The sequence below is a fragment of the Ruegeria sp. AP12 genome (genome assembly GCF_056540025.1).
In genome coordinates this window covers 60,137-72,377 of record NZ_JBQFVZ010000003.1, presented here as the reverse complement: position 1 = coordinate 72,377, position 12,241 = coordinate 60,137, and the positions used below count along the sequence as shown (strand labels likewise).

Genomic DNA, 12,241 nt, shown 5'->3' with positions numbered 1-12,241 from the left:
AGAATGGCGCCTGAACACCACCCTTTACGGGGCAAGTGTCCCGGCTTTAGCCGAACCAGATCCCGTAATACATTCGCATTCCTCCATCCATGTGACAGGCGCACGTAACCACAAACCCGTTGGTTTGTCATCCCCTTTTGAGACTTCCCGTCAGCCGGTCAGCAAATCCTCGCGGGTCAGGGTGAAGCCCGACGCGATCCAGCGCGCCTCAAGCTCGGCCAGTTTTTGGCCCAACGCGGGGCCGGCGAAATCGGGGATCAGATCTGCCGCCTTGATCGGAAAGCGTGCGGCTGCGCCGCTGTGCAACTGTGTCCTCAGGTCCTCGGACCATGGTTCTTCCAGAAACGCGCAGCGCAACAGGGTTTCGTGCAGGCCGCCCTCATCCCCGTATCGATAGCCCAGTTCAGCCACGCTGGTCGGTGCCTGTGCTTCGTCCCGCATTCGGGTCAGCCGTTGCAATTGAGACCGGCTGAGGCGCAGGGTGGCGGCGTCTTCGGGTGTGGCGATGGCGGCAAGGCGGCGCACTGGCTCGGGTTCGGCCCCTGCGGTCTGTTCAATCGCCACCAAGGGCGCAAGCGCGCGGTCATTCGCGCCGGGCAACAGACGCGCCAGAACGCCGGCGCTGCGCATCGCGGCAACTGACGGGGCCGGATCGGGCGCAGCCAGCAGTTTCAGCAACTCGGCCCCGACGCGTTCGCGGGACAGGGTGGACAGCCCGTCCAGATTGCCCGCAATCGCCGCCAAGGCATCCGCATCGAACCCGGCCTCGGCATCGCCATACCAGGCGTGAAACCGGAAATACCGCAGCGAGCGCAGGTAATCCTCGCGGATACGGTTTTGGGCGGTTCCGATGAAGTGCACGCGGCGTGCCTCAAGATCGGGCAGGCCCGAAAGCGGGTCTAACACGGTGCCATCGGGCCGGGCATAGATCGCGTTCATGGTGAAATCGCGCCGCGCTGCGTCTTCCTCGACCTTCTCGGAAAAGGCGACAACGGCCCGGCGACCATCGGTTTCAACATCGCGGCGAAAGGTGGTGATCTCATGCGGGATGTGATCGCAGACCACGGTGACTGTACCATGGTCAATCCCGGTCGGAATCGCCTTGAGGCCTGCGGCCTGTGCCAGATCAACCACCCGGTTCGGCAGCGCATCGGTCGCAATGTCGATATCCGAGACCGGCGCGCCCAGCAGGGCATTGCGCACGCAGCCCCCGACAAACAGGGCCTGCGCCCCGCCTTTGGTCAGGGCCGCGCAAACCCTCTGAGTTGCTGGATCTGAAACCCAGGCCGCGCTGATCTGCTTCATTCACTCACCCGTGCTGCCAACCCGCGCAATATGCGGGCGGTCGCGCCCCAGATGTAATAGGGGCCATAGGGCACGGCGTAATACCTGCGCCGCTGACCCCGCCATCTGCGCGACTCGATCACATAATTCGCAGGGTCCAGCACATGTGCAAGCGGAACCGAGAAAACCTCGTCGACTTCGCCGGGTTCGGGCACGGGGTCAAACCCCTGCCGGACGATGGCAACCACCGGGGTCATCGAAAACGAAGTCACGGTTTCATGGTCAGGCAAAAACCCGATCACTTCGGGCAGATCGGGCGGCAGGCCGATTTCCTCGCGCGCCTCGCGCAAGGCTGCGGCGGTGATGTCCACATCCCCTTCATCCTGCTTGCCACCCGGAAAGGCGATCTGACCGGGATGGTGTTTCAGGGCGGATGATCGTTTGGTCAGAATCAGATGCGGTTCATCGCCGGTCAGCAGGATCGGCACCAACACCCCCGCCGGACGCAATTTGCGCCCGGGCGGAAGCACGGTTTCCGGGTTCAGGTCAAAATCGCTGGACCCGTAACCCGGACGACGCAAGGCCGCAGCAATGCGGGCGGTAAGGTCATGCACCGCTGGCGTCTTCTGCATCAAATCCAACCGTTGCGGGATCGAGCACATAGTGGGCCCCGCAGAACTGACAATCGGCTGTCACCTGCCCTTCGGGCGTGGTCATCTTTTCGATGTCCTTGGCCGAATAGATCGACAGGCTTTGGCGCACACGTTCCTCGGAGCAGGTACAGCCAAACTGCACCGCCTGCGCGTCATAGACGCGCGGCCCTTCCTCGTGGAACAGGCGAACCAAAAGGTCGGTGGGCGCGACCGAAGGGCCGATCATCTCAAGATCTTCGACCGTATCCAGCAGGATGTTGACACGGCCCCAGTTCTCGCCCTCTTCGCCATCAACCAGATCATTTGCGGTCAGGATCTCGCCGGTACCCTCGCCCGAGGCCGCAAAGGGCGAGGCTTTGGGCATGTGCTGCAACATGATACCGCCCGCGCGCCAATGTTCGCCCACACCCGGCTCGGTCGATTTGCCGAAGCTGAGCGAGAAGCGGGTCGGCAACTGTTCTGACTGGGCAAAATACGCTTCAGCGCAGGCGCTGATCGAGCCTCCGGCCAGCGGGGTGATGCCCTGATAGGGCTGGGTGCCTTCGCCCTGATCGATCATGATTGCAAAATACCCCTCACCCACCTGATCGAAGGGGGCGGAATCTGTCAGGCGATCCCGGTCGAAACTGGCATAGGCCCGGATGCGGGCCGGTTCGCCCTCGACCTTCGGTGCATAATAATCCGTGGCGATCATCCGCACCGCGCCCTTGGATTGCACCTGCAAGGACAGTTTCCAGCGCAGCGAAACGGTCTGGCCGATCAACGCGGTCAGCAGGGCCATCTCGGCCACCAAAGCCTCAACCTGTTCGGGGTAGTCATGCTGCTTCAGGATGCCGTCCAGCACGCCATCCAGACGGGCCACGCGCCCGCGCATATCCGATACATCGAGTTGAAAGGGCAGGACGGTATCGTCCCACGCGATTTTTGTTCCAAGAGACATGGGGTTTCCTTACACGCCAAGGGTTGGCATACCGGCACCATATAGGTCGCAGAGATTGGGTTGTAAGGGGCCATACATGATCAGAAGGTTTGGCGAAACCCCCGAACCCGGGCGCAGATACACCCAAAGGGTTGGTGTTTACGCTTTGCTGCCGCGCGGCAGAAGCCTGCTGCTGACCTGCCAGACCGAGCCGGGCCCGGATCTGCAACTGCCCGGAGGTGGAATTGATCCGGGCGAATCGCCTGTTACCGCGCTGCATCGCGAGGTTTATGAGGAAACAGGTTGGCGCATCGCCAAACCGGAACGCGTGGGGGCATTTCGCCGGTTCACCTATATGCCGGAATATGACCTGTGGGCCGAGAAGGTCTGCCTGATCTATCGTGCGCGCCCGGTCCGCCGCATGGGTCCTCCGACCGAAGATATTCACGAGGCGCTTTGGATGGACACCGCGGATGCGGTGGAACTGCTGGGCAATGACGGTGATCGCCACTTTGCCAACCTGCATCTTGGCCGCCTTTAGGGGCCGTTATATTCGAAATACACCGCCGACACGTCATCACCCATACCGTCCTCGGGCGACATGAGCTGTGTCAGGCGCCAGAACATATCGTCCAGAAATTCGGACCCGCCGCGCCCGGTGGCGCAGTCCAGGGCCATGTCGCGCAAACCCTCCTCTTCCAGCAATCCGCCCTCTGCCAGATGGCATTCGGTGAACCCATCGGAATACAGCAATAACCGATCCCCCGGATGCAGTTGGGTTTCGATCTGCTGAAACGACACGTCCGAGATCAACCCGATTGGCAGCCCCCCTTCGCCCAGAAACTCGGTGCTGCCATCCTTGCGCAAAACCAACGGGTGCGGGTGCCCGGCCTGTACCAGCTTCATATGCCCGTTGCGCAGATCGACGATGGCGTAAACCATCGTGAAGTATTCTTCGATCCCGGCATCCGCCATCAAACGCATGTTCAGCATCCCGGCCACCTCATCCGGCGGCAACAGGGCATAGAATTTATCGAAACGACGCTCCATCGCCACGTTCTGATCGAAATGCTTGCTGGACAGATAGCCACCCAGCCGCGCCGTCATCATGGCCGAGGTGATGCCATGGCCCGACACGTCAATGCTGTAGAAACCCAGCCGGTTTGGACCGGGTGAGAACATGCCCACCAGATCACCACCAATATGACCGCAGGGTTTCAACAACAGACTGACGCGGGATTTGCCGAATGTCTGCGTCAGTTCAGGCACCAGCGATTCCTGAATCTTGCGGGCCTGCATCAGGTCCTTGTCGATAGCGTCATGGGCCAGCTTCAACTCGTCCAAGGCGGATTCGATCAGCCGGTTCTTTTCGGACAATTCGCGCTGCATATCCAGAATTCGCGCCCCTGCCGATATACGGGCGCGCAGTTCATCGGCCTCAAGCGGTTTGATCAGGAAATCATCGGCCCCGGCATCAAGGCCGCGCGCGACCTCCTGCTTTTCGCTTTTTGAGGTCAACAGGATGAAATAGCTGTAATGCTCGGCCTCAAGCGCGCGGAAGGCGCGGCAGAACTCCAGCCCGCTCATCCCCGGCATGACCCAATCGCTGAGCACAAGATCGGGCACGGACCGGGCGCATAACTCGATAGCGGCTTCGCCAGTGTCGGCCTCAAGCACCTCGAAGCCCCATTTCTTGAGCGAGGCAACCAGAATCCGACGTTGCAGGCGGCTGTCATCCACAACCAGCACCTTTCGGATCGCGCCGAAATCCAGATCCGATCTGGTTTCCTCAAGATTTGCCGCTGGCACTCTGCAACCCCATGCTGTTCCTCTGACCGGGACAGGGTGACCGTATCGCCCGGGGGTTTAACATCAGGTGAAGGCCCTCGGGCCCCTCGGAGTTTAACCCGACATTTACCCGTACCGAGTTACCAAGGGTCAGCCCAATCCGATGCAGGAGGATGACAATGATCCACTGGCCCCGAGTCAGACAGTTGCGGGACGAGGTCGGCGCGGATGAGTTTGACGAGGTTATCCAGATCTTTCTGGATGAGGTGCAAGAGGTCATCGCCCGCCTGCACGCCGATACCCAGCGGCTTGAGCTGGAACAGAACCTGCATTTCCTGAAAGGCAGCGCGCTGAGCCTTGGGTTCGACCAGTTCTCAAGACTCTGTCAGGATGGTGAGCGGCGCGCCGCAGCCGGTCATGCGGCCGAGGTGGATCTGTCCGGAATCCTGTCCGTCTATGACGCATCCAAATCGGTGTTTCAGGCGGATCTGGCCCGGAACCTGACCTAGATCACAAACTGCGCCAGGGTCTCATCCTCGGTGATGTCGGTATAGGTGAACCCGGCCTCATCAAGATGCGCAAACAGGCGCATGAAACTCTCGGGCTTGCGGGTTTCGATGCCGATCAGGACCGAGCCGAAATTGCGGGCCGATTTCTTCATGTATTCGAATCGGGCGATGTCATCCTCGGGGCCGAGGGTGTTCAGGAACTCTTTCAACGCGCCGGGACGCTGCGGCAGGCGCAGGATGAAGTATTTTTTGACCCCGGAATAGCGCTGAGCCCGCTCCTTGACCTCGGGCAGGCGTTCAAAGTCGAAATTACCACCTGAGGTAACGCAGACCACCGTCTTGCCCCGGACAAAGCTTTGCACATCGCCCACCGCCTCAACCGCCAGCGCACCGGCGGGTTCCAGAACGATGCCTTCGACATTCAGCATTTCGATCATGGTGGCGCAGATGCGATCCTCGGACATCACCAGAACATCCGACAAATGGCGAGAGCGCAGCAGGTCAAAGGGTTTCGCGCCGATCCGGCCCACCGCCGCCCCGTCGACGAACGTATCCACCTGATCCAGTGACACCGGATGCCCCGCCGCCAAAGCCGCGCGCAGGCACGCCCCGCCCCCGGGCTCGACAAACAGGCAATGGGTGCGCTCGCCGAACCACGTTGCTACGCCCGCCGACATACCGCCGCCGCCCACCGGCAACAGCAGATGATCGGGTACACCGCCAAGCTGTTCCTCGATCTCGACCGCCAATGAGGCCTGTCCTTCGATCACATCTTCATCGTCAAAGGGCGACAGGAAATGCCCGCCCTTTTGCGCGCACCAGGCCTGCGCGGCGGCCAGAGTGTCGTCGAAATAGTCGCCGGTCAGGTGAATCTCGATATTGTCCCCGCCAAAGATGCGGGTCTTCTGGATCTTCTGCTGCGGGGTTGTCACCGGCATGAAGATCACGCCTTTGACGTCCAGATGCTTGCACATGAAGGCCACGCCCTGCGCGTGATTGCCGGCGCTGGCACAGACAAACAGGTCCTGCCCCTGCTGCTTGCGCATGGCATTGAACGCACCGCGAATCTTGTAGGACCGCACCGGGCTGAGATCTTCGCGCTTGAGCCAGATATCGGCGCCATAACGGTCGGACAGATGCGCATTCCGCTGCAGCGGCGTTGCAGGGAAAACAGTGCGCATCGCCTGTTCGGCAGCGCGGGCGCGGGTCATGAAATCACTCATGACCGTTTCACTGACCCATCCCGGCTAAAAGGGCAAGGAATACATATGTGTACGCGGGTCAGGAGAGCTCGCGCTTTTCGACGAAAACACCGTACATCGTGGTCAGGATGCTGACATTGACAAGGTAGAGGATCAACGTGACTGCAAAAACAACCAGCGCTCCGACAATCGAAACACCCATCAATGGCGCTGTGATGAGGTTCACCGCACCCTGAATAAGCCCGGACACGATCAGCAAAACAAAGATCGCGCCCTCGGCACCTCGGGTAGCGTCCCATGCCTGTTTGAACGTCAGGGGCTGACCAATCGCGGCAGCTGGCAGCAACACGACCAGCCGGTACAGGCAGACGATTACGCCCAGCGCCCCAAGACCCAGCACAACAATGCCCGACGACTGAGACATCGATGAGGCAATGCCAGAGGCAATAGCGACTGGTATCAACAGGATAACGGCGGCAAGACCCAACAAAAACCCGTGGCCGACATAGGACAACACGCGATCAACCCGGAACTGCGGAATCCATCCCGTCGGGTATTCGGCCAGCAATACAAATCGGTGCCATTCGACAACGATCCAGCATGCCGTGATCAGCATGCCAATCCAGATCACGATCAGGACTAGGAAGATCGTTGCATTCCCTGATGAGAACAGATCGTTTTCCGGTCCCCCGGGGGACATCATCCTTTGCAAAATACTCGCAACGACAAACACGACAATTGCACCGCCGAACCAGAGTGCAACCGGGACGAGACCGATCTGCAAGGCCTGCCTGAAATTGCCCAAAACCATCCGCACCGAATGCACAAAGATCTTCCAGCCCAACATCCGAAAACCGCGCCTCTCAACCAATTCTTGTTCTCTATCGCCTCGTTTCACCCCAATTCCCGGACGTGGTCAACGCACATAACTTGCCCCCGCGTTCAAAACCCGTTAGGGGCCAATCGTCTTACGAATAAGGGGAAGTCAGATGTCCGCGCCCAAGAAAGTTGTTCTGGCCTATTCCGGTGGCCTTGATACCTCGATCATCCTGAAATGGCTGCAGACCGAATATGGCTGTGAGGTCGTGACCTTCACCGCCGATCTGGGTCAGGGCGAGGAGCTGGAACCCGCCCGCCAAAAGGCCGAGCTGCTGGGGATCAAGCCCGAGAACATCTATATCGAGGATATCCGCGAGGAATTTGTCCGCGATTTCGTCTTCCCCATGTTCCGCGCCAATGCACAGTACGAAGGGCTGTACCTGCTGGGCACTTCGATCGCACGCCCGCTGATCTCGAAACGTCTGGTCGAGATTGCGCAAGCGACCGGTGCCGATGCAGTTGCACACGGTGCAACCGGCAAGGGCAACGATCAGGTGCGGTTCGAGCTGGCGGCCTACGCGCTGAACCCCGACATCAAGGTCATTGCACCGTGGCGCGAATGGGACCTGACCAGCCGCACCAAGCTGCTGGAATTTGCCGAACAGAACCAGATCCCGATTGCCAAGGACAAACGCGGTGAGGCGCCGTTCTCGGTCGATGCCAACCTGCTGCACACCTCGTCGGAAGGTAAGGTTCTGGAAGACCCTGCCGATATGGCACCCGATTACGTCTATCAGCGCACCGTCCACCCCGAGGACGCACCCGATCAGCCCGAGTTCATCGAGATCGGCTTTGAAAAAGGTGACGCGGTCAGCATCAATGGTGAGGCGATGAGCCCCGCGACCATCCTGACCAAGCTGAACGAATATGGCGGCAAGCACGGTATTGGCCGTCTCGATCTGGTCGAAGGCCGTTTTGTCGGCATGAAGTCGCGCGGTATCTACGAAACCCCCGGCGGCACCATCCTGCTGGAGGCGCATCGCGGCATCGAATCCATCACCATGGACCGCGGCGCGATGCACCTGAAAGACCAGCTGATGCCGCAATATGCGGAACTGATCTATAACGGTTTTTGGTACAGCCCCGAGCGCGAGATGCTGCAGGCCGCCATCGACAAATCTCAGGAACATGTCACCGGAACCGTGCGGGTGAAGCTGTACAAAGGTCTGGCCTCGACCGTGGGCCGCTGGTCGGATCATTCGCTCTATTCCGAGGCGCATGTGACCTTTGAGGAAGACGCCGGTGCCTATGACCAGACCGATGCGGCGGGCTTTATCCAGTTGAACGCGCTGCGCCTGAAACTGCTGGCGGCGCGGGACAAGCGCCTGGCGAAGTAACCGCCGTCGCAGACTGAAGCTATGACCCCGGCGACCCTTGAGGATGCCGGGGTTTTCTTTATCCGATCAACGCTCTGTCAGTTCCCGCCACGTCAGGCTTGCCTGACCTCCGGGTTTGTCCTTACGCAAAGGTCAACTTGGGAAGGACAGATCATGCTGCAAGACATTGCCGACGGAATTCAAAAAGGCCTGAACGGCAAAAGCTTTGATGGCTCGCTCAAATTCGATTGCGGCGACGATGGGGTGATCGTTCTGGCCGACAATACCGCCAGCACCCAGGATCGCGACACTGATTGCACGATCCGGATTTCCAAAGACAATCTGGGCAAATTGCTGACCGGCAAGCTGAACCCGATGACCGGCGTCGCGCTGGGGAAACTCAAGATTTCGGGCAACATGGGCGTTGCGATGAAGCTGGGGCAGTTGCTGGGCTGAGGTCAGCCCAACCCCCGGCTAGTCGTCGCCTTTGTAATACCCGATCACATCGTTCTCGGTCGTGGCCCCCAGCCCGTTCAGCAACCGGTTGGAATAGTTGAAATACGCGCAGACCTGATTGACCTCGAGGATTTCGCCATCCTCGCACCCGGCGATTTTCAGCGCCTCGAAATCCGATTTCACCATCTTTCCCACATCCGTGGTCAGTTTGCCCGCATAGCGCAGCAGGGCCAGTTCCTTGCCGTCAAATTCATCCTCGGGCCGATGCGCCTTGAGCGCGACAAAGATCCGGTCGCTGCGCGGCTGATCCTTCAGCAGATTGCGCACATTCATGAAGTGATGCGTCAGCGAATAGGTACAGTCGTTCAGGATCGAGGTATAGCTGGCCACCACCTCAAGAAACCAGAACGGCAGCTTGTTGTCCTGTGAATGCAGGACCGACCGATACAGCGTGACGTGCCCGTTCATCGTCTCGGGCCGCAGCGAATGCACTCGCATCACGGTGTCAACGGTGCCGTGCGGGGTCCGCGCCTTGTCCAACAGCTCTTTCAGGCGACCTTCGGCTTGTTCATCGGGGATCATGTCGATCCAGGCGCTCATCTTGGTGTCTCCTGCGGTTAATTGCCGGTGTTTTTGGGAGTGTCAGTAAAAGTTTTTACTGGCAAGAGATTTTTGATTATAACAAAATCGTGAACAGACCAGCGAGTCTTGGGATCATTCTTGGTAAGGGGCAGACGGAATGCACCGGTCTGATTTGTATTCAGGCGCTGAAAACCTGTTGCTGCGATGCGGTGGCCTGTCCCGGGGCGATCGCCTGCTTGTTCTGTGCGAAGACCCTGGAAACGCCTACTACGATGAAGAGATCGGACAGGCCATTCTGGACTGCGCCCGCACCCTGCAGATCGACACATCCGTGCAAACAGTGCCTTTTGACCCGATTGAGGTCAAACTGTCCGATCAATTGATTGCCGACATGAAGGCTGCGGATCGAACGCTGTTCCTGTCCCGCACCGGCGACCAGATCAGGTTTGACACGGGCTTGTCGGGCATTCAGCCCATCATGTCATATGCGTTGGACGCGCAGATGCTGGCCTCGGGCTTTGGCCGGGCGAACTATACCGGGTTTGTTGCGCTGAAGAACGCGGTGAACGCCGTTATGGCCGAGGCCGAGCGCATCCGCGTCACCTGCCCCTTGGGCACGGATTTCAGCGGGCCGGGGGCCGCGTATCCTAAGCAAGGCGCCGCGGATGTCAGCGTGGCGCGCTTTCCGATGTCCGTTTTTGCGCCCGTCCCGGCCCAGGGCTTTTCCGGCATTGTGATGCAGGATGGATTTCTTGTGGGAACCGGGTCGAAATTCTATCAGCCTTATGGCTGCGACCTGAGGGAGCCATTGGCGGTTCACTTTGACGGCGGGCGTTTGACCGGGTTTTCCGGTCACGACATGGACGTGCACTGCGCACAGATGCATTATCAGAAGGTCGGGCAGATGTTTGATCTGGACCCGATGACCATGCACTCGTGGCATGCAGGCATTCATCCGGGATGCGCCTATACCGCGCCTGCTTTTGAGAATTTCGAACGGTGGAGCGGATCGGCCTTTGGCAACCCCCGCCTGTTGCATTTTCACACCTGCGGGCATTACGCACCGGGTGAGATTTCGCTGAACGTGCTGGACCCGACGATTGCCGTGGATGGCATGGCGATTTGGGACAATGGTATTTTCAGGCCCGAGCTGATCCCCGGCGGGCAGGCAGTTCTGGACGAATACCCCTGTATCAGAGCCGTTTTTGACGCGCCCGAACAGCGGGTCGGTCAGGGCGCAAATGGCCGGTTGTCAGCCCACTGATTCGGACGCGATCATCTTCGCCACCCGCGACCGGAACCGCATCGCGCCCGCATCCAGCCCAAGGTTGATATAGCCGGATTTGCGCTGCGTCATACCGGTCTGGACGTATTCCAGCACCTCTTTGTCCTCGTTGAACGCCATAACCGCGCCGTCGAACATCCGCTGGGACATGGCGGCGTCATCGGCGTGCATGTTGCGATGCTGGAACCAGAAATAGCGTGCGCTTTCGTGATCCACCGGCGTGATGAAATTGTAAGAGATATTGATGAACGCATTGTCCGAGATCGGACGATCCGCCCCGCCTTCCCCCACCGGTGTATAGACGGACATGTTGATCGCGGTCGATGGCAGGCGGCATTCGTAATGCTGCTTGCGGTCGCAGGTTGGGCCAAAGGGCAGGATCGGCGCATAGTATGGCGGCGCAGGTTCGTCCGCGATCCAGCGTGAGACGATGACGCCGCTTTCGGTCTCTTCCAGATCAAGGGGCCGATTGTCGGTTCCGGCCCCGGCAAATGAGGTCAGATGCACCCAGGCCACATGGCTGGGGTCCAGCAGATTGTCGATGATGTACAGGTAATGGCACGCCATCTCCATCGCGCCGGTCTGGGTTTTGCCCCAGCTTGGGTTGTCGAAATTCGGGATGTCGATGATATCATCCGGATTGGCCTGCGCCGGGTCGCCCATCCATAGCCACAGGAACCCCCAGCGATCCTCGGCCGGGTAGGAATGCACAGCGGCGCGGCGCGGGGGGTTGTCCAACTGCGTTGGCGCGATCACACATTCGCCGCTGCAATCGAAGGTCAGCCCGTGATAGCCGCAAACAACATGATCGCCCTCGATCGTTCCGCGCGACAGGGGCAGTTTGCGGTGCGGACAGGCATCTTCCAGCGCAATGGCAGCGCCTTTGGTGTCGCGGTAGATCACGATCTCTTCGTTCAGCATCCGCACGGGGCTGAGATCGCGACTGAAATCCCCGCTGCGCCCTGCAACGTACCAGCAGTTTCGGATAAAACCCTCGGCTCCGGCCAGATCAGGACGCATGGGGGTTACTCCGAAAACACATCAAAGGCTTTCAGGGCCTTTGCACTGTATCCGAAGGATGGACCTCCACCCATATAGGTTGCCATGGCGAGCGCCTCGCACAACTCCTCGCGCGTGGCACCAAGGCGGACGAGTGACTTCACGTGAAACCCGATGCAGCTGTCGCATTTTGTGGCAACGGCAATGCCCAGCGCGACAAATTCCTTGGTCTTTTCGCTCAGCGCACCGTCGGCCTTGGCGGCCTTTCCCATTATGCCAAAACCGCGCACGGTTTCGGGCACTTCTTTCGAGAAGGTTCCGATATTGGCCTCGGTCTCGGCCATGAAGTCTTTCCAGTCCATTTTATTC

Annotated in this window: 14 protein-coding genes; 5 read left to right on the top strand and 9 right to left on the bottom strand. The window is 59.6% G+C overall.

Annotated features, from left to right (window positions below):
- Positions 1–150: 150 nt before the first annotated feature.
- From ACR0E6_RS11280 to hslO, 3 genes are read right to left on the bottom strand one after another with little or no spacing between them, the layout of a single operon-like run.
- Entirely contained in the window at positions 151–1,305 is a 1,155-nt protein-coding gene (locus ACR0E6_RS11280) for a CCA tRNA nucleotidyltransferase (protein WP_480583315.1), read from the bottom strand.
- Positions 1,302–1,916, bottom strand: a complete 615-nt coding sequence (locus ACR0E6_RS11275) for a CoA pyrophosphatase (protein WP_480583312.1) — start codon at positions 1,914–1,916, stop codon at positions 1,302–1,304. Before ACR0E6_RS11275 ends, ACR0E6_RS11280 begins: the two co-directional genes overlap by 4 nt.
- The gene (hslO, locus tag ACR0E6_RS11270) at positions 1,891–2,877 is read right to left on the bottom strand and encodes an Hsp33 family molecular chaperone HslO (protein WP_170520939.1); all 987 of its coding nucleotides are present in this window, start codon (positions 2,875–2,877) and stop codon (positions 1,891–1,893) included. The genes ACR0E6_RS11275 and hslO overlap by 26 nt, the downstream gene beginning before the upstream one ends.
- 76 nt (positions 2,878–2,953) lie before the next feature.
- On the opposite strand from hslO, the gene ACR0E6_RS11265 reads away from it, so the two are divergent.
- Positions 2,954–3,397 carry an NUDIX hydrolase gene (locus tag ACR0E6_RS11265; protein ID WP_170453380.1) on the top strand — a complete coding sequence of 148 codons (444 nt, stop codon included), beginning with the start codon at positions 2,954–2,956 and terminating at the stop codon, positions 3,395–3,397.
- Here ACR0E6_RS11265 and ACR0E6_RS11260 read toward each other — a convergent pair.
- Positions 3,394–4,665 (bottom strand): SpoIIE family protein phosphatase, encoded by a 1,272-nt coding sequence (locus ACR0E6_RS11260; protein ID WP_170453379.1) that lies wholly within the window; start codon positions 4,663–4,665, stop codon positions 3,394–3,396. The two genes, ACR0E6_RS11265 and ACR0E6_RS11260, sit on opposite strands and share 4 nt — an antisense overlap.
- 158 nt (positions 4,666–4,823) lie before the next feature.
- Here ACR0E6_RS11260 and ACR0E6_RS11255 point away from each other — a divergent pair, with 158 nt between their 5' ends.
- Positions 4,824–5,153: an Hpt domain-containing protein gene (locus ACR0E6_RS11255; protein WP_480583309.1), complete on the top strand. Its 330-nt coding sequence runs from the start codon at positions 4,824–4,826 to the stop codon at positions 5,151–5,153.
- Here ACR0E6_RS11255 and ilvA read toward each other — a convergent pair.
- Together ilvA and ACR0E6_RS11245 are read right to left on the bottom strand one after the other, a co-directional pair.
- Entirely contained in the window at positions 5,150–6,376 is a 1,227-nt protein-coding gene (ilvA, locus tag ACR0E6_RS11250; RefSeq protein WP_480583306.1) for a threonine ammonia-lyase IlvA, read from the bottom strand. The two genes, ACR0E6_RS11255 and ilvA, sit on opposite strands and share 4 nt — an antisense overlap.
- 58 nt (positions 6,377–6,434) lie before the next feature.
- Positions 6,435–7,202 carry a hypothetical protein gene (locus ACR0E6_RS11245; protein WP_170453376.1) on the bottom strand — a complete coding sequence of 256 codons (768 nt, stop codon included), beginning with the start codon at positions 7,200–7,202 and terminating at the stop codon, positions 6,435–6,437.
- Between the two features lie 142 nt (positions 7,203–7,344).
- Here ACR0E6_RS11245 and ACR0E6_RS11240 point away from each other — a divergent pair, with 142 nt between their 5' ends.
- Both ACR0E6_RS11240 and ACR0E6_RS11235 read left to right on the top strand, forming a co-directional pair.
- Positions 7,345–8,571, top strand: a complete 1,227-nt coding sequence (locus ACR0E6_RS11240) for an argininosuccinate synthase (protein ID WP_170623497.1) — start codon at positions 7,345–7,347, stop codon at positions 8,569–8,571.
- 153 nt (positions 8,572–8,724) lie between these two features.
- Positions 8,725–9,006, top strand: coding sequence for an SCP2 sterol-binding domain-containing protein (locus tag ACR0E6_RS11235; protein ID WP_170453374.1), 282 nt, complete (start codon positions 8,725–8,727; stop codon positions 9,004–9,006).
- Between the two features lie 18 nt (positions 9,007–9,024).
- Here ACR0E6_RS11235 and ACR0E6_RS11230 read toward each other — a convergent pair whose 3' ends face one another.
- A complete protein-coding gene (locus ACR0E6_RS11230; RefSeq protein ID WP_170453373.1) occupies positions 9,025–9,606 on the bottom strand; it encodes a peroxidase-related enzyme in 582 nt (193 codons plus the stop codon).
- Positions 9,607–9,745: 139 nt separating this feature from the next.
- On the opposite strand from ACR0E6_RS11230, the gene ACR0E6_RS11225 reads away from it, so the two are divergent.
- On the top strand, positions 9,746–10,852 hold the full coding sequence (locus tag ACR0E6_RS11225) for a hypothetical protein (protein WP_170453372.1): 1,107 nt from the start codon (positions 9,746–9,748) through the stop codon (positions 10,850–10,852).
- Here the strand turns inward: ACR0E6_RS11225 and ACR0E6_RS11220 are convergent.
- Both ACR0E6_RS11220 and ACR0E6_RS11215 read right to left on the bottom strand, forming a co-directional pair.
- Positions 10,841–11,893 carry an aromatic ring-hydroxylating dioxygenase subunit alpha gene (locus ACR0E6_RS11220; protein ID WP_480583299.1) on the bottom strand — a complete coding sequence of 351 codons (1,053 nt, stop codon included), beginning with the start codon at positions 11,891–11,893 and terminating at the stop codon, positions 10,841–10,843. The two genes, ACR0E6_RS11225 and ACR0E6_RS11220, sit on opposite strands and share 12 nt — an antisense overlap.
- Positions 11,894–11,898: 5 nt before the next feature.
- A complete protein-coding gene (locus tag ACR0E6_RS11215) occupies positions 11,899–12,234 on the bottom strand; it encodes a carboxymuconolactone decarboxylase family protein (protein WP_170453370.1) in 336 nt (111 codons plus the stop codon).
- Between the last annotated feature and the right edge of the window lie 7 nt (positions 12,235–12,241).